Annotated in this window: 11 protein-coding genes and 3 tRNA genes; 11 read left to right on the forward strand and 3 right to left on the reverse strand. The window is 74.6% G+C overall.

The annotated features are described in order from the left end of the window. Window positions 1–64 precede the first annotated feature (64 nt). The gene (locus C3486_RS26320; RefSeq protein WP_103835249.1) at window positions 65–1,729 is read left to right on the forward strand and encodes a long-chain fatty acid--CoA ligase; all 1,665 of its coding nucleotides are present in this window, start codon (window positions 65–67) and stop codon (window positions 1,727–1,729) included. A gap of 68 nt (window positions 1,730–1,797) precedes the next feature. Here the strand turns inward: C3486_RS26320 and C3486_RS26325 are convergent, their stop codons facing one another. Continuing rightward, on the reverse strand, window positions 1,798–6,036 hold the full coding sequence (locus C3486_RS26325; RefSeq protein WP_103835250.1) for a PAS domain-containing protein: 4,239 nt from the start codon (window positions 6,034–6,036) through the stop codon (window positions 1,798–1,800). A 311-nt stretch (window positions 6,037–6,347) separates the two neighbouring features. Further along, complete coding sequence (locus C3486_RS26330) at window positions 6,348–6,818, reverse strand: SSI family serine proteinase inhibitor (RefSeq protein WP_103835251.1); 471 nt, start codon at window positions 6,816–6,818, stop codon at window positions 6,348–6,350. Window positions 6,819–7,099: 281 nt separating this feature from the next. On the opposite strand from C3486_RS26330, the gene C3486_RS26335 reads away from it, so the two are divergent. From C3486_RS26335 to C3486_RS26345, 3 genes are all read left to right on the forward strand, one after another. After that, window positions 7,100–7,193, forward strand: a tRNA-Ser gene (locus C3486_RS26335). 157 nt (window positions 7,194–7,350) lie between these two features. Then, window positions 7,351–7,423: transfer RNA gene (locus C3486_RS26340), tRNA-Arg, on the forward strand. Window positions 7,424–7,593: 170 nt separating this feature from the next. Then, window positions 7,594–7,666 (forward strand) — tRNA-Arg (locus C3486_RS26345). A gap of 58 nt (window positions 7,667–7,724) precedes the next feature. On the opposite strand, the gene C3486_RS26350 is transcribed toward C3486_RS26345, so the two are convergent. Beyond that, complete coding sequence (locus tag C3486_RS26350) at window positions 7,725–8,492, reverse strand: NAD(P)H-dependent oxidoreductase (protein ID WP_103835252.1); 768 nt, start codon at window positions 8,490–8,492, stop codon at window positions 7,725–7,727. Between the two features lie 44 nt (window positions 8,493–8,536). Between C3486_RS26350 and C3486_RS26355 the strand changes: the two genes are divergently transcribed. The 7 genes from C3486_RS26355 to C3486_RS26385 all read left to right on the forward strand — a co-directional run bounded on the left by C3486_RS26355 (window position 8,537) and on the right by C3486_RS26385 (window position 17,503). Then, window positions 8,537–9,583: a GlxA family transcriptional regulator gene (locus tag C3486_RS26355; RefSeq protein WP_103835253.1), complete on the forward strand. Its 1,047-nt coding sequence runs from the start codon at window positions 8,537–8,539 to the stop codon at window positions 9,581–9,583. Between the two features lie 13 nt (window positions 9,584–9,596). After that, window positions 9,597–10,511 carry a DUF2797 domain-containing protein gene (locus tag C3486_RS26360; protein WP_103835254.1) on the forward strand — a complete coding sequence of 305 codons (915 nt, stop codon included), beginning with the start codon at window positions 9,597–9,599 and terminating at the stop codon, window positions 10,509–10,511. Then, entirely contained in the window at window positions 10,508–11,413 is a 906-nt protein-coding gene (locus C3486_RS26365) for an amidohydrolase family protein (RefSeq protein ID WP_103835272.1), read from the forward strand. The genes C3486_RS26360 and C3486_RS26365 overlap by 4 nt, the downstream gene beginning before the upstream one ends. Window positions 11,414–11,642: 229 nt before the next feature. Then, the gene (locus tag C3486_RS26370) at window positions 11,643–12,395 is read left to right on the forward strand and encodes a response regulator transcription factor (protein WP_308461267.1); all 753 of its coding nucleotides are present in this window, start codon (window positions 11,643–11,645) and stop codon (window positions 12,393–12,395) included. 13 nt (window positions 12,396–12,408) lie between these two features. After that, window positions 12,409–14,007, forward strand: a complete 1,599-nt coding sequence (locus C3486_RS26375) for a cell wall metabolism sensor histidine kinase WalK (RefSeq protein ID WP_103835255.1) — start codon at window positions 12,409–12,411, stop codon at window positions 14,005–14,007. A 26-nt stretch (window positions 14,008–14,033) separates the two neighbouring features. Further along, the gene (locus C3486_RS26380) at window positions 14,034–15,383 is read left to right on the forward strand and encodes a bifunctional glycosyltransferase family 2/GtrA family protein (RefSeq protein WP_258053004.1); all 1,350 of its coding nucleotides are present in this window, start codon (window positions 14,034–14,036) and stop codon (window positions 15,381–15,383) included. Further along, window positions 15,380–17,503: a glycosyltransferase family 39 protein gene (locus tag C3486_RS26385; RefSeq protein WP_103835256.1), complete on the forward strand. Its 2,124-nt coding sequence runs from the start codon at window positions 15,380–15,382 to the stop codon at window positions 17,501–17,503. The genes C3486_RS26380 and C3486_RS26385 overlap by 4 nt, the downstream gene beginning before the upstream one ends. Window positions 17,504–17,527 lie beyond the last annotated feature (24 nt).

Genomic DNA, 17,527 nt, shown 5'->3' on the forward strand with positions numbered 1-17,527 from the left:
GCCCGGTACGGCAGCAGAATCAGCGGAAATCTACTCGCCCGTAACCGGTCTTCGGGAGGCCCCGGTGCTGAGCACGATGCAGGACGTACCGCTGACAGTGACCCGCATCCTCGCGCACGGGACCACCGTGCACGGCGAGGCCGAGGTGATCACCTGGACCGGGGAGGGCGAGCCGCACCGCCAAACCTTCCGGGAGACCGGCGCCCGCGCCGCGCGGCTGGCCCACGCGCTCCACGACGAACTGGGCGTACGCGGCGACGAACGCGTCGCGACCCTGATGTGGAACAACAGCGTCCACCTGGAGGCGTACCTCGCGATCCCCGCCATGGGCGCGGTCCTCCACACCCTCAACCTCCGGCTGCCCGCCGAGCAGCTGACCTGGATCGTCCAGCACGCCGCCGACCGGGTCGTCCTGGTCAACGGCTCGCTGCTGCCGCTCCTCGCCCCGCTGCTCCCGCAGCTGCCCACCGTCGAGCACATCGTCGTCGCGGGCCCCGGCGACCGCTCCGTCCTCGAAGGCGGCACCGCACAGGTCCACGACTACGAGGAGCTGCTGGCCGGCCGCCCGGAGACGTACGACTGGCCCGAGACCGACGAACGGCAGGCCGCGGCGCTCTGCTACACCTCCGGCACCACCGGCGAGCCCAAGGGCGTGGTCTACAGCCACCGCTCGCTCTACCTGCACTCGATGCACGTCAACAGCGCCGAGGCGTTCGCGCTGACCGGCCGCGACATCGCGCTCCCGGTCGTCCCCATGTTCCACGTCAACGCCTGGGGCCTGCCGCACGCCGCCTTCATGGCGGGCGCCTCGCTGCTGATGCCGGACCGCTTCCTCCAGCCGGGTCCGCTCGCCGAGATGATCGAGACCGTACGGCCCACCATCGGCGCCGCCGTGCCCACCATCTGGCAGGGGCTCCTCGCCGAACTGGACGCCAGAAAGGCGGCGGGCGCCCAGGGCCCGTCCAGCCTGTCCACGGTCATCATCGGCGGCTCGGCCTGTCCGCCCTCCCTCATGAAGGACTTCGAGGACCGGCACGGCATCCGCGTCGTGCACGCCTGGGGCATGACCGAGACCTCGCCCCTGGGCAGCGTCGCGCACCCGCCGGCCGGCGTGACCGGCGAGGACGAGTGGCGCTACCGCTGCACCCAGGGCCGCTTCCCGGCCTCCGTCGAGGCCCGGCTGGCCGGCCCCGGCGGCGAACACCTGCCCTGGGACGGCGAGTCGGCCGGCGAGCTGGAGGTGCGCGGGCCGTGGATCGCGGGCGCGTACTACGGCGGCGCTGACGGCGAGGATTTCCGCCCCGAGGACAAGTTCAGCCCGGACGGCTGGCTGCGCACCGGCGACGTCGGCACCATCACCCCCGACGGCTACCTCACCCTCACCGACCGCGCCAAGGACGTCATCAAGTCGGGCGGCGAGTGGATCTCCTCGGTCGAGCTGGAGAACCACCTGATGGCCCACCCGGCCGTCGCCGAGGCAGCCGTGGTCGCCGTACCGGACGAGAAGTGGGGCGAACGCCCGCTCGCCACGGTCGTCCTGAAGGAGGGCGCAACGGCCGGCTACGAGGAGCTGAAGGACTTCCTCGCCGGCCGCATCGCCCGCTGGCAGGTCCCCGAGCGCTGGGCGGTGATCCCGGCCGTCCCGAAGACGAGCGTGGGCAAGTTCGACAAGAAGGTGCTGCGCAAGCAGTACGCGGACGGCGGGCTGGACGTCACGCAGCTCGGCTGACCGGCGCCGTCGGTACGGCGTGAGACGCGAGCGGGCGGCCGGTCCTTTCGGGCCGGCCGCCCGTCGCGTCAGTTGGTGCCGATCTTGGCGAGCAGGTCGACGATCCGGCCCTGGACGTCCTGGCTGGTGGACCGTTCGGCGAGGAACAGCACCGTCTCGCCCGAGACCAGCCGCGGCAGCTGGGCCGGGTCCATCTCGGCGGAGGTGTAGACGACCAGCGGGGTGCGGGCCAGCAGGCCGTTCGCGCGCAGCCAGTCCACGATCCCGGCCCGCCGGCGGCGCACCTGCATCAGGTCCATCACCACGAGGTTCGGCGCGACCTGGGTGGCCAGGCTGACCGCGTCCGCGTCCGTCGCGGCCCGCGCCACCTGCATCCCGCGCCGCTCCAGCGAGGCGGTGAGCGCACCCGCGACGGCGTCGTTCTCCTCGATCAGCAGCACCCGCGGCGGATGCTGCTCGCTGTCGCGCGGCGCGAGCGCCTTGAGCAGGACCGCCGGGTCGGCGCCGTACGCCGCCTCCCGGGTCGCCTGGGCCAGCCCGGCCGTGACCAGCACGGGCACCTCGGCCGCTCCCGCCGCCTGCCGCAGCGACTGCAGCGCCTTGCGGGTGATCGGCCCGGTCAGCGGGTCGACGAAGAGCGCGGCCGGGTACGCCGCGATCTGCGCGTCCACCTCCTCGCGGGAGTTGACGATCACCGGGCGGTAGCCGCGGTCGCTCAGCGCCTGCTGGGTCGACGGGTCGGGCGCGGGCCAGACCAGCAGCCGGCGCGGATTGTCCAGCGGTTCGGGCGGCAGCTCGTCGTCCATCGGCGGCGGCTGCCGGTCGACGACCTCTATGGCGCCGTTCGGGCCGTCCAGCGGCTCGGGGCCCTCCTGGCCCTCGTCCGGCGCGGAGATCGCGAAGGCGCGGCCCTCGGTGGACTCCATCAGCGGCGGGTGCGGCTGCGCGCCCTGGCCGCGGGCGGCGGGCGGCGTGTCCGCGCCCGTACCGCGCTCGTCGTCCTGCGGCGGCGCGGCGAGCTTCCGGCGGCGGCCGGAACCGGCGCCGCCGCCGAGCGTGCCGTTGCCGCCGCCGGTGGCGTTCGGGTCACCGGCCGCCGCGGGCTGGCCGTGCCGTCCGGGCCGCCCGTTCGCGGGCTGGTGCTGATCGGCGATCTGCTGCGAGAAGGGCACGCCCTGCCCGAGCGTGCGCACGCTGAACGCCCGGCCGTGCGACTGCCCGGCCGCGGGACCGCCCTCCTCCTCCGGCAGCGGCAGGGGACCGGCGGCACCCGGCTGCCCGGCAGGCTGTTCACCGGGCGCGGACCGGCGCGGCCCGGGGACGGACGGCGCGTGCGCACCGCTGCCCTGGGGCCCGCCCTGACCGTTGGCCCCGTTGGCTCCGTTGGTTTGGGGTCCGCCCTGGCCGGTGCCCTGACCGGCGTCGCCCGGCGCGCCGGCCTCGGGCTGCCGGCCGGCAGGCGCTTCCTGGGCCTGCGGTCCAGCGGCCTCGGCGGGGCTGGGGCGGCCGCGCCGGCGGCCCGTCGGTGCCGGGGCAGCCGTGGCCGCCGAGGCGTCCTCGGGGTGCGTGACCTGGCCCTCGGCGCCGACCACGAACGTGCCGGAGGACTCGGAGTCGGCCATCGCGGCTGCGGCCCGCTCCTCGGCGGCGGCCCGGCGCGCCCTGCGGCGGCCGGTCGGCGCGTCCCACTCACCACCGGCGGCCGGACCGGCCTGTCCGGCGGCACCGTGCGGGGCGGGCAGCGCGGCACCGCGTGCACCGGCGTCCGTACCCGTGGCCTCCTGCTCCGGAGCCCGGCGGGCCCGGCGCCTGCCGGTCCCCGCGGGCACCGCGCCCTCGGGCCCCGCAGGACCGGCCTGCGCGGGCAGCTGCGGGGTACCGGGCGACGGGGCCCGGCCGGGCGTCTGCGCACCGGCCGCCCGCGGGTCCTGGACCGGACCGCCGGGCGTCTGGCCGCCGGAAGCGGGCAGCGCGGGGCGCGGCTGCTGCGCACCGGGCTGCTGCGGGGCCTGGGGCTGCGGGACCCGCGCGGGCTGCTGGTCGGCCGCGGCGGGCGGCAGCGCGAAGGGCGTACGCGGACCCTGCTGCCCGGCAGGCGCCGCCGGGGCGCCGCCGGCGCGTGCGGGACTGAGCCCGGCGGGGCCCTGACCGCCGGGCTGTGCCTGCCCGTTGTCCTGGCCGGGGCGGCCGCCGTGCGGCTGTCCCGGAGCGGGGCGGCCCGGCCCGGCGGCCGGGGTCAGCGCGCTTGCCGACGACTGCGAGGGCTGCTGCCCTGCGCCGCCCTGCGCGGCCTGCTGCGCGGCGTCGGGAGCCTGGCCCGTCCCGTGCGGCGGCACCTGCTCGGGGAGGGCGCGTCCGGCCGTGTCGGACAGCGCCCGGCGCGCCCGGCGCCCACCGGGCTGCTGCGGTGCCGGCCGGCCCTGCTGCTCGCCACCGGCCGCGGCCGGCAGCGCGGGCAGCCCGGACCCGGCGGACTCGGCCTCCGGGCGGCCCCGGCGCCGTCCGCCCGGCGGCACGGCCTCGGCGCCCGGCATGCCCGCATGGGCCCGCGGGTCCACCGGCGTACCACCGGTGGACCCGCCCGTGCCGCGGCCGTCCGAGCCGTTCGGTGCGGCGGGCACGCCCCGGCCCGTGCTCTCGGAAGTCCCGTCGCCCGCCGTCGCGTCGGCGCCGTCCGTGCCGCCGCGGGCCCGTCGCCGGCCGCCCGCTGTGCCGCCGTCCGTGCCGCCGGCCGGGGTCGGGGTGCCGGCACCGGCCGCCGGCGTCTCGACCGTGCCGTCGGAGCCGGCCGTCTGGTGCCCGGCCGGTACGGCCGAGCCGTCGGCCTTGACCGGCACCTCCAGTACGTACGCGCTGCCGCCCGCGCCCCCCGGCACCTCGTGCGTCTGCAGCACGCCGCCGTGCAGCCGGACGATGCCGCGCACGATCGGGCCGTGCACCGGGTCGCCGCCGCTGTACGGGCCGCGCACCTCGATGCGGACGACCGAGCCGCGCTGGGCCGCGGCGACCACGATGGTGGAGTCGCCGGCCGGCGGGGCGCCCGCGGGCGTGTTGCCCGTGGAGTCCACGCCCGCGACATCGGCGATCAGGTGCGACAGCGCCTGGGCCAGCCGCGCCGCGTCGACCTCGGCCTCGATCGGCGGGGCGTGCACCGCGAACTGCGCGCGGCCCGGCCCGATCAGTTCGACCGCGCCCTCCACGCCCGCGGCGACCACCGTGTCCAGGGAGACCTCGGTCCGCTGCAGCTTGTCGGTGCCCGCGTCGAGCTGCTGGTAGCTCAGGACGTTGTCCACCAGCGTCGTCATCCGGCTGTAGCCGGCGGTGAGGTGGTGCAGGACCTGGTTGGCCTCGGGCCAGAGCTGGCCCGCGGGGTCGGACGCCAGGGTGCCCAGCTCGGCGCGCAGCTCCTCCAGCGGACCGCGCAGCGACCGGTCCAGCACGGCGAGCAGCTGGCTCTGCCGGGCCGCCATGGCGTCCATGGGGCGCCGGTCGGTGAAGGTCATGACGGCGCCGACGAGCTGGTCGCCGTCGCGTACGGGAGCGGTCGTCAGGTCCACGGAGACCGCGCGGCCGTCCTTGGCCCACAGCACCTGCCCGCGCACCCGGTGCTTGCGGCCGGACTTGAGCGTGTCGGCGAGCGGGGTCTCGGCCCAGGGCAGCGGGGTGCCGTCGGCGCGCGAGTGGTGGATCAGCGGGTGCAGCTCCTTGCCGCCCAGCTCGCTGGCCCGGTAGCCGAGGATCTGCGCGGCGGACGGGTTGACGAGGACGACCTTGCCCTCGGCGTCCACGCCGACCACGCCCTCGGCCGCGGCGCGCAGGATCATCTCCGTCTGGCGCTGCTGGCGGGCCAGTTCGCTCTCGATGTCCAGCTGGCCGGAGATGTCGCGGACGACGAGCATCAGCAGTTCGTTGCCGGTGTAGCCCGTGCGGTGGTCCGCGTACGCCGCCTCGAAGGCCGACTCGTACGGGGTACGGCCGTCCTCCAGGTTGGCGCTGGTGACCTCGACCAGCAGCTCCGTGCCGTCCGTGCGCCGCGCGATCATCCGCGTCGGCTTCTGCCGCCCGCCCTGGTGCGTGGCGTCGTCCGGGCGACGCATGGAGCCGGGGATGCGCTTGGAGTCGAACGTCGGGAGCAGGTCCAGCAGACCGCGGCCCACCAGGGCCGTCCCCGGCGTCTCGAACATCTCCAGCGCGATGGTGTTGGCGTTGACGACCGTGCCGTTGCAGTTGACCAGCAGCAACGCGTCGGGCAAGGCGTCGAGTATGGCTGCGAGGCGAGCAGCGCCTCGGGATGGCCTGCTGCTCACGACGACGCTTCCTCCCTGATGACCGCATCTTGCCGGCACCCCACCGTGGTGTGTGACTGAAACCCACCGTGGCGTGTCACTGGAAGGGAGTCTACGGGCACCGGCCGGGGACGCGGAGGCGGATGACGAGGAGGTAATGCCACGGCCCTGTGCGACTCGGCGCACGCCCGACATGTGCCCCGCGTCCTGATCTGGCGCCCTACTTGGCCACGAAACCCGGCCGGTGTCCGCGGGAAGCGGACGCCCTTCCTCCGGCGCTCCCGGCTCCGCTTCCCGCCTCTGACGTCGTCTTCCGGACGTTCCGCCGGGTCCTACTGGGCCGCGGTGGAGGGGAGCAGGGGGACGAGCTTGTCCCAGCGGTCGATCTCACAGCCGTTGTCCCGCTTGAAGGTGGCGTCGACCGGGCGCCCCGCCCAGCGGCCGGTGACGTGCGCGGTGGCCGGGCCGCCGTACTGCATCGTGCAGTTCGTGCCGGGCGGCACCGGCGCGAAGGGGTCCTTGCCCCAGCGCGTCACCTTGTCCATCGCCCGGCACGCCTCCTCCGCCTTGGGGTGGTCGCCGCCGGTGGGGTGGCACTTCAGTTCGTGCGTGCCGTCCAGCCCGGCGTCGCCGGACTTGGTGACGGTCACCGTGAGGTGGTCACCGCCCTTCGAGAGCGGGATCGGCGCCTGCCGGACCTGCTCCGAAGGGGTGACGGCGCCGGCCATGGGCGCGGCGAGGGCCGGCGCGAGGGCACAGGCGGCGGCGGACAGGACGAGAACGGCGATACGGCGCGGCGCCATCGGACTCTCCAGGGCGTGGGGGTGGGACTACGGGGACGACGGGGGGCCGGGACGGTCCCCCTTCCTCTCCTAACGCTCCACCGGTCCGTACGTTGCGCAACCGCACGGATGCGGTGCGTATCGCGCCACTCCGCCGCGCGCCGGTTCGCGCCGTTTGCCGCCGGAAGTGCTTTGCTCAGCGGCCCGCGCGCCTAGTACCGTAGGGCTCGATTGGTGACAGCACGCTGAGCTGTGCCATCATCTGCACACACCACATCGCGTTCGCGCGGGTGGCGGTGCGTGGAGGCGTCGCCTAGTCCGGTCTATGGCGCCGCACTGCTAATGCGGTTTGGGTCTTAAAGCCCATCGAGGGTTCAAATCCCTCCGCCTCCGCCAGCACGGAGCCCCGGCCAGCAGGCCGGGGCTCCGTTGTCGTCTGTGCGGCGTTTTCGCAGCTCAGCGGCGGTAGGGGAAACGGATTTCGCGCACCGGCGCAGGTCATGTAATGTTGTTCCCGCAACGCCGACCGGTGGGAAAGCCACCGGAAAGCCGAGCGCTCGTAGCTTAACGGATAGAGCATCTGACTACGGATCAGAAGGTTGCAGGTTCGAATCCTGCCGAGCGCACACCGTGACGAAACCCCCGCCGGTTCACCCGGACGGGGGTTTTCTCATGGAAATAATCTGGCGGGTGTGTGGCTCGCGGGGCCGCGCGCCGGCGCCGGAGCGAGCTGCCGCGCAGGTCATGTAAAGTGGTTCCGCAACGCCGACCGGTGGGAAGACCGCCGGAGGGCCGAGCGCTCGTAGCTTAACGGATAGAGCATCTGACTACGGATCAGAAGGTTGCAGGTTCGAATCCTGCCGAGCGCACAGCGACCGGAGGCCCCGTCGAGAGATCGACGGGGCCTCCGGCGTTTGTGCTGCCTGCTCAGGAGCTGCGGTGGATGGCGAGGTCCGTGCGGCCCGGCGCCAGGTTGTCGCGGAGCACCAGGTCCTCGTCGTAGTCGCCGCCGTTCTGGGTGCGGTAGGGCAGCGGCGGGGTGGTGGCGAGGGTGCGCAGCCGCTCGCGGAGGCCGCTCGCAGCGGCGGCGTACTGCTCGGGGGAGACCCGGTTGGCCGCGGGGACGAGGTACGGCGGCAGTACGGACATGCCGGTGTACCAGAAGGTCCCGTGCTGGAGGGGGTAGAGCACGGACTCCAGGCTGCCGTTGATGCCGCGCGGGCCGAGAGAGGGCTCGAAGGCACCGGCGGTGAGGACCACCATGGCGCGCTTGCCGGCCAGCCGGCCCTCTCCGTAGCGCAGGGTCCGGCCGTCCTCGCCGAGGACGCCGTAGCCGAAGCCCTTCACGAAGACCCGGTCGAACCAGCCCTTGAGGATGGCCGGCATCCCGTACCACCACAGCGGGAACTGCACGATCACCGCGTCGGCCCAGTCGATCTTCTCCTGCTCGGCGACGACGTCGGGGGCCAGCCGGCCGCTCTCGAACGCCTGCTGTGAGACCCGCGCGACATCGAGGCGCTCGGTGCGGTCGTGGCCGTAGTCGTCCGCGTCCACGACCGGGTTCCACTTCATCGCGTACAGGTCGGAGACGCGTACCTCGTGGCCCTCGGCCTCCAGTGCGCGGACGCCCTCGTCCTTCAGGGCGCCGTTGAGGGAGCGGGATTCGGGGTGGGCGTAGAGCCAGAAAATCTTCATGGGCACGATCGTCGGCGAGCGGTCGTCCCGAAACGAGTGGCCTGATGGCCATGGTGTGCAAGGATCGGGCCATGGGAGCTTTCACGGAGAGCGGGCGGCACCGGGTCGCCGTACTGGTGCGGCACGGCATGCTGCCGATGGAGCTGGGCATCGTCCACCGGGTCTTCGGCCAGGCGAAATCGGCCGCGGGCGAGCCGCTGTACGAGGTGGTGACCTGCGCCGTCGAGCCCGGCGTGGTGCGGACCGAGGCGGACTTCACGATCAACGTGGCGCACGGCCCCGAGGCGCTGGCCGAGGCGCAGACCGTGGTCGTGCCGGCCGCGCACGAGGACTACACGCCGGAGGGGCGGCTCGACGCGCCGCTCGCCGCTGCGCTGGGCCGCATCCGGCCCGGCACCCGGGTCGCCTCGATCTGCACGGGCGCCTTCGTGCTGGCCGCCGCGGGCCTGCTGGACGGGCGGCGGGCCACCACCCACTGGCGGTCCACGGACGACTTCCGGCGGCTCTTCCCCGCCGTGTGCCTGGACCCGGAGGTGCTCTACACCGAGGACGGCCACGTGCTGACCTCGGCGGGCGTGGCCTCCGGCGTGGACCTGTGCCTGCACATGGTGCGCAGCGACTTCGGCTCGGCCGTGGCCAACGAGGTGGCGCGCAGCACGGTCGTCCCGCCGCACCGGGAGGGCGGCCAGGCCCAGTACATCCAGCGGCCCGTGCCGAGCCGGCAGTTCGCCACGACGGGCGCGGCGCGCGCCTGGGCGCTGGAGAACCTGCACCGCCCGCTGACCCTGCGCGAGCTGGCCGCGCGCGAGTCGATGAGCGTACGGACCTTCACCCGGCGCTTCCGGGAGGAGTCCGGGCTCTCGCCGCTGCAGTGGCTCACCCAGCAGCGCGTCGAGCGGGCCCGGCAGCTGCTGGAGGACACCGACCTCTCGGTGGACCGGGTGGCGGCCGACGCGGGCTTCGGCACGGCCGCCTCGCTGCGGCAGCACCTCCAGGCGGCGCTGGGCGTGTCGCCGAGCCAGTACCGCAGCACGTTCCGGGGACCGGCGGCCGCACCGGAGCGCGCCGAGCCGGTACCGGCCGTGGTGTGAGGGGGACGGACCGATGTGGCGGTGCACGGGTCCGCGGTGGTCGGACGGTGCCTTCGGGCTCGGCTGGTACCACCCGGAGCGGGCCGAGGAGCGGCGGAGCGCGCTGCCGGCCGGCCGGCGGCTGGCGTTCGCCGTCGAGGGGGAGCGCCGCTGCCTGGGCGTACGGCGGGCCGGGCGGTGGACGGCCTGCCCGCGCGCCGCTGTGCTCGACGGGGCCGGCGCGCGCGACCAGTGCCCGGACTGCGCGCGGCTGGACCGCTCGCGGTCGGTGGCCGCCGACACGATGGCCGACGACCCCCGGCCGTACGGCGTCTACCTGGCGTACTTCGGGCCCGGCCTGCTGAAGGTCGGGATCACCGCGGCCGAGCGGGGCGCGGCACGGCTGCTGGAGCAGGGCGCGGTCGGGTACTCCTGGCTGGGGCAGGGGCCGCTGATGGCGGCGCGCCGGGCCGAGGCGCTGCTGGGGAGCGCGCTGGCGGTGCGGGACCGGTTCGGGAAGGCGGAGAAGCGGGCGGCGCGGCGGGCGCTGCCGCCGGTGGCCGAGCGGGCCGCCGCGCTGGCCGTGCTGCACGCCGAGGCCCGGTCGCTGCCGGGCTGGCCGGAGGCGCTGCGGGCGGCGCCGTACGCGTACGTGGACCACTCCGAGGTGTTCGGGCTGGACCGGATCCCGGCGGCGCCCGGCGGCGTGGCGGAGATCCGTGCGCTGCGGGCGGGGGACGAGATCGTGGGCCAGGTCATGGCGGCGGCGGGCGCCGACCTGTATCTGGGACAGGAGGGACGGGCCGGGGACGCGGCACCGGCGCTCGTGGTGGACGCCCGGCTGCTGGCCGGACGGGTGCTGCGGGCCGCGGCCGGGAAGGTGACCACGGCGGCGGTGGTCCGCGCGGACAGCGGCGCGGACGAGGGACGGCAGGAGGGGTTGTTCTGAAGGCGACGGACGGGCCGGGCGCGGCGGCGGCCGACGGGGACGAGCGGGTCGTGGCGTTCTGGCGGGGGCTGGGGCTCCCCGGACTCATCGACGTGCACACGCACTTCATGCCGGAACGCGTCATGGCCAAGGTCTGGGCGTACTTCGACGCGGCCGGGCCGCTGGTGGGCCGGGAGTGGCCGATCACCTACCGGTACGAGGAGGACGAACGCCTCGCCGTGCTGCGCGGTTTCGGCGTCCGCGCCTTCACCTCGATGATCTACCCGCACAAGCCCGGCATGGCGCGCTGGCTGAACGGCTGGGCGGCCGACTTCGCCGCGCGCACCCCGGACTGCCTGCGGACCGCGACCTTCTTCCCCGAGGACGGCGCCGAGGCGTACGTACGGGAGGAACTGGCGGGCGGCGCACGGATCTTCAAGGCCCATGTGCAGGTCGGCGGCTACGACCCGGCCGACGAGCGGCTCGACGGGGTGTGGGGGCTGATCGAGGACGCCGGGGTGCCGGTCGTCATCCACTGCGGTTCCGGGCCCGCGCCCGGCAAGCACACCGGGCCCGAGCCGGTCGCCCGGGTGCTGTCGAGGCACCCGCGGCTGCGGCTGGTCATCGCGCACATGGGCATGCCGGAGTACACCGACTTCCTGGACCTGGCCGAGCGGTACGGCGGCGTGCACCTGGACACGACGATGAACTTCACCGACTTCGCCGAGCGTGCCGCGCCGTTCCCGCGGGCGGAGCGCGGCCGGCTGGCGGACCTCGGCGACCGCGTCCTCTTCGGCAGCGACTTCCCCAACATCCCGTACGGCTACGCGCACGCGCTGGAGGCCCTGACGCGGGTGGAGCTGGGCGACGACTGGCTGCGCGGGGTCTGCTACGGCAACGCGGCCCGGCTGCTGGGGCTCTGAACAGCGGAACTCCGGCGTCCGGCCGGTGCGGCGAGCGGGTCAGGGAACCCCGGCGCCGCTCGCGCGCAGGGCCGATTGTCAGTGCCCCCTGCCATGCTTTTCCCAGTGGGACCGGCTGGACCGCGCGGGGGGCGGCCCAGCCGGTCATGCCCGCCGCCACCTGCGTTTCTCAGGAAATTCACAGACACCCGAAAGGGGGTTCTCAGAGGCCGGGGCCAGGCTTGCCGGTATGACTGCCACTGCCGGATCGCCGCCCGCCGTGAAGAAGCAACCGGAACTGCTGCGCCCCGACGGGAGCCCGGTGCGCGTGCTCGTCGTCGACGACGAGGCGTCGCTCACCGACCTGCTCTCCATGGCGCTGCGGTACGAAGGCTGGGACATCCGCTCCGCCGGGGACGGCGCGAGCGCGCTGCGGGCCGCGCGCGAATGGCGACCGGACGCGGTGCTCCTGGACGTCATGCTGCCCGACATGGACGGCCTGACCGTACTGGGCCGGCTCCGCCGCGACCTGCCCGACGTGCCGGTGCTCTTCCTGACGGCCAAGGACGCCGTGGAGGACCGCATCGCAGGGCTGACCGCGGGCGGCGACGACTACGTCACCAAGCCGTTCAGCCTGGAGGAGGTCGTCGCGCGGCTGCGCGGCCTGCTGCGCAGGGCCGGTGCCGCCGCCGTGCGCTCGGAGTCGGTGCTCACGGTCGGCGACCTGGTGCTGGACGAGGACAGCCACGAGGTCTCGCGGGGCGGAGTGGACATCCACCTCACGGCAACGGAGTTCGAGCTGCTGCGGTACCTCATGCGCAATCCGCGCCGGGTGCTCAGCAAGACCCAGATCCTGGACCGGGTGTGGTCCTACGACTTCGGCGGCCAGGCCAACGTCGTCGAGCTGTACATCTCCTACCTGCGCCGGAAGATCGACGCGGGCCGCAGCCCGATGATCCACACCCGGCGCGGCGCGGGGTACCTGATCAAGCCTGCCGAGTAGGCGGCCTGCGCTCATGTCCCGTACCCCCGGCGGCCGTTCCGGCCGGCGTCCCTGGTCCCTGCGCACCCGGCTGGTGGTGGCCGCGGTCACGCTGATCGCCGTGGTCGCCACGGTCATCGGCACGGTCACGACGATCGCGCTGCACTCCTACCTCCAGCAGCAGCTCGACCACCAGCTGAACGACGCCGCATGGCGCACGCAGGGCCCGATCGCGGCACACGTTCCGCCCCAGCGGAACCTGGACTTCGTCGCGATGCCGGGCCAGCCGACCGGCACGGTCGGCGGCCGGGTCACGCCCGACGGTGAGATCACGCAGGGCGCGAAGAACAACGACGTCAAGAGCCGCGACCCGGCCGACCATCTCGACCCGCTGAACGCGGCCCAGCTCCGGGCGCTGGCGGAGGTCCCCCGGGACGGCTCGCCGCACACCGCCACCCTGCCCGGCCTCGGTGACTACCGCGTCCAGTCCACCAAGGACGGTTCGGTGGTCATCGGGCTCCCGCTGGCCCAGGTCCAGGACACGGTCGGCACGATGATCACGGTCGAGGTCTGCGTGACCGCCGCCGGACTCGTCGCGGCCGGCATCGCCGGCGCCTCGATGGTCGGCCTCGCGCTGCGCCCGCTGCGCAGGGTCGCGGCGACCGCCACCCGCGTCTCCGAACTCCCGCTGCACGAGGGGGAGGTGGCGCTGCACGAGCGGGTACCGGCCGCCGAGGCCGATCCGCGCACCGAGGTCGGCCAGGTCGGCGCGGCCCTCAACCGCATGCTGGGGCACGTCGGTTCGGCGCTGGCCGCCCGGCAGGAGAGCGAGACGCGGGTACGGCAGTTCGTCGCGGACGCCAGCCACGAACTGCGGACACCGCTCGCCTCCATCCGCGGCTACGCCGAACTGACCCGGCGCGGCCGCGAGGAGCCGGGCCCCGACACCCGGCACGCGCTGGGCCGCATCGAGGCCGAGGCGACCCGGATGACCGGGCTGGTGGAGGACCTGCTGCTGCTCGCGCGGCTGGACGCGGGACGCCCGCTGTCGTACGCGAGCACCGACCTCTCGCCGCTGGTCGTGGACGCGGTCAGCGACGCCCGCGCGGCCGGCCCGGCACATCGCTGGCGGCTCGAACTCCCCGACGCGCCGGCCCTCGTACGGGCCGACGCGGCACGCCTGCAACAGGTGCTGGTCAACCTCCTCGCCAACGCCCGTACGCACACCCCCGAGGGCACGACCGTCACCGCGCGGGTGGCCCGGCACGGCCCGTCCGTGCTGCTCCAGGTCGAGGACGACGGCCCCGGCATACCGGCGGCGACGCTGCCGCACGTCTTCGAACGCTTCGCGCGCGGCGACGCCTCGCGCTCCCGGGCCGCCGGCAGCACCGGCCTCGGCCTGGCCATCGTCCGCGCCGTGGTGGCCGCGCACGGCGGCGAGGTGGGCGTGGACAGCGTGCCCGGACGGACCGTCTTCACGGTCCGGCTGCCCGCCGAGGCACCGGGTGACCAGCCTGCCGAGACGCCCGGTGAACAGCCCGCCGTGGCGCACGGCTCCGGCCCCGCCATGGCACGGGAAACCGGCCCCGCCGCGGACTCACAGGCAGGACACAGCCTCACCACACGGTGGTGACAGCGGGGCCGACGAACGTCGGCGGCATGACGACGACACAGCCGGCCCCGGGCCCCACTCCGGCCCCGGGCCACTCCCAGGCCCCCGCTCCGGGACCCGCACCGGCCTCCGTCCCGCTGGACTCCCTGCCGCCGCGCGAGCACCTGCGCCCCGGCCGGACCACGACCGTCCTGGACGTGGTGATCCCGGTCTACAACGAGGAGCGCGACCTCGAACCGTGCGTGCGGCGGCTCCACGAGTACCTGACCCGCACGTTCCCGTACGGCTTCCGGATCACCATCGCGGACAACGCCAGCACGGACACCACGCCCGAGGTCTCGGCCCGGCTCGACAATGAGATCGCCGAGGTCACCGCGGTACGGCTGGAGCAGAAGGGCCGCGGCCGGGCGCTGCGCACGGTCTGGTCGATGTCCGGTGCGCCCGTGCTGGCGTACATGGACGTGGACCTGTCCACCGACCTGAACGCGCTGCTGCCACTGGTGGCCCCGCTGATCTCCGGCCACTCCGACCTGGCGATCGGCTCCCGGCTGGCCCGCAGCTCGCGGGTGGTGCGCGGGCCCAAGCGGGAGTTCATCTCGCGCAGCTACAACCTGATCCTGCGCGGCTCGCTGGCCGCCCGCTTCAGCGACGCGCAGTGCGGGTTCAAGGCCATCCGCGGCGACGTGGCCCAGCGGCTGCTGCCGATGGTGGAGGACACCGGCTGGTTCTTCGACACCGAGATGCTGGTGCTCGCCGAGCGCGCCGGACTGCGCATCCACGAGGTGCCGGTGGACTGGGTCGACGACCCGGACAGCACCGTGCACATCGTGAAGACCGCCACCGACGACCTCAAGGGCGTCTGGCGGGTCGGACGGGCGCTGGCCACCGGTGCGCTGCCGCTGGACCGGCTGGCCCGGCCCTTCGGCGACGACCCGCGCGACCGGCAGCTGTCCGGCGTACCGGGCGGCCTCGCCCGCCAGCTGGTCGGCTTCTGCGTGGTCGGCGTGCTCAGCACGGTGGCGTATCTGCTGCTGTACTCGCTCTTCCGGCTGGGCGTCGGGCCGCAGGCCGCCAACGCGCTGGCCCTGCTGGTCTCCGCGTTCGGCAACACCGCCGCCAACCGCAGGCTCACCTTCGGCGTACGGGGCCGCGACCGGGCGGTCCGCCACCAGGCGCAGGGCCTGGTCGTCTTCGCCATCGGACTGGCCCTGACCAGCGGCTCGCTGGCGGCCCTGAACGCGGCGACCGGCACCCCCTCGCACGCCACGGAACTGGCCGTACTGATCGCCGCGAACCTCGCCGCGACCGTCCTGCGCTTCCTCCTCTTCCGCGCCTGGGTCTTCCCGGGCACCACCCCCGCCCAGCAGGGCACCGGCGATTCCAGGAGCTCCCGATGACCGCACCGCCCCTGCACGAGGACCGGCGGACGGATGCGCCGCACGCGCCGCGTACGCCGGCGAGACCCGGCGATCCGCGCTGGGCGCGCCCCGGGCTGCTGCTCCTGCTGGCCGTCACCGCCGCGCTCTACCTCTGGGACCTGGGTGCCTCCGGGTACGCCAACTCCTTCTACTCGGCGGCCGTCCAGGCCGGCAGCGAGAGCTGGAAGGCGTTCTTCTTCGGCTCCTCGGACGCGGCGAACTCCATCACCGTCGACAAGCCGCCGGCCGCGCTGTGGCCGATGGGCCTGTCGGTACGGCTCTTCGGGCTCGGTGCCTGGCAGATCCTGGTGCCCGAGGCGCTGATGGGCGTCGCGGCGGTAGGCGTGCTGTACGCCACCGTGCGCCGGCGCTTCGGCGCGGGCGCCGGGCTGCTCGCGGGCGGCGTGCTGGCGGTCACCCCGGTCGCCGCGCTGATGTTCCGCTTCAACAACCCCGACGCGCTGCTGTGCCTGCTGATGGTCTGCGCGATCGCCTGCGTGCTGCGCGCCCTGGAGGACGCGCGCACCAAGTGGCTGGTGCTGGCCGGGCTCTGCTTCGGCTTCGCCTTCCTCGTGAAGACGCTGCAGGCGTGGCTGATCCTGCCGCCGCTGGCGCTGGTGTACCTGCTCTGCGCGCCCACCACCGTGCGCAGGCGGATCGGCCAGACGCTGCTCGCGGGGCTCGCGCTGGTCGTCTCGGCCGGCTGGTGGGTGGCGATCGTCGAGCTGTGGCCGGCGTCCTCGCGCCCGTACATCGGCGGTTCGCAGAACAACAGCTTCCTGGAGCTGACCTTCGGCTACAACGGCCTGGGCCGGATCAACGGCAACGAGACCGGCAGCGTCGGCGGCGGTGGCGGCGGCCGGGGTGGCGGCGGCTGGGGCGAGACCGGCATCGGCCGGCTCTTCTCCTCCGACATGGGCGGCCAGATCTCCTGGCTGCTGCCCGCCGCCTTCCTGCTGCTGATCGCCGGTCTGGCCGTGCTGTGGCGGGCCCGCCGGGCGACGGACGCGGTGGCCGCGCAGCAGCGGAATGCGTTCCGGGTCTGGGGCGGCGCCCTGCTGATGACCTTCGTGACCTTCAGCTTCATGTCCGGGATCTTCCACCAGTACTACAACGTCGCGCTGGCCCCCTACGTCGCGGCGCTGGTGGGCATGGGCGCGGCGCTGCTGTGGCAGCGGCGGGGGCACGTGGCCGCCACCTCGGTGCTCGCGCTCACCGTGGCGGTGACGGCGGTCTGGTCGTACGTGCTGCTGGACCGGTCGCCGAGCTGGCTGCCGTGGCTGCGCTGGGCCGTGCTGGTCGGCGGGCTGTTCGCGGCGGTCGCGCTGGCGGTCTTCGGGCGCGGTACGTCCGGTGCCGGGCGGCGGCTCGCGGTCGGCGCGGCGGGGCTGGGTCTCGTCACGTCGCTGGCCGGGCCGGTCGCGTACACGCTGAACACGGTGACGACCCCGCACACCGGCTCCATCATCACGGCCGGCCCGTCGGTCGCGGGCGGCATGGGCGGCCCCGGCGGCATGGGCGGCGGGCGGCCGGGCGGCGGCAAGGGCGGCCCGCCGGGGATGCCGGGCGCCCAGGGCAACGCCAAGGCCGGGCCCGGTGGGCAGCCGCCCGGTGGCATGAAGGCGTTCCCCGGCGGCTCGAATCAGTGGCCCGGCCCGGGCGGCACGAAGCAGCAGGCGGGCCCCGGCCGGGCCGGCGGCGAGCGCGGCGCCATGCGCGGAGCCGGCGGCATGGGCGGCCTGCTCAACGGCGCCCAGGTCAGCACCGAGGTGAAGGCCGAGCTGCTCGCGGACGCGGACGAGTACACCTGGGCCGCCGCGTCCATCGGCTCGCAGAACGCGGCGAGTTACCAGCTGGCGACCGGCAGGCCCGTGATGGCCGTCGGCGGCTTCAACGGCAGCGACCCGTCGCCGACGCTGAAGCAGTTCCAGCAGTACGTGAAGGAAGGGAGGATCCACTACTTCCTGGGCGGCGGCATGGGCGGCCCGGGCGGCAGCTCCGGCACCTCCGCCAGGATCACGTCCTGGGTGGCGAAGAACTTCGAGAAGGTCACCGTCGGCAGCACGACGCTCTACGACCTGACCAGCCCGAAGAAGTAGCACCGCAGCGGCCCCCCCGGGGCG

The sequence above is a fragment of the Streptomyces sp. Ru73 genome, from assembly GCF_002920575.1.
Classification (GTDB): Bacteria; Actinomycetota; Actinomycetes; order Streptomycetales; family Streptomycetaceae; genus Streptomyces.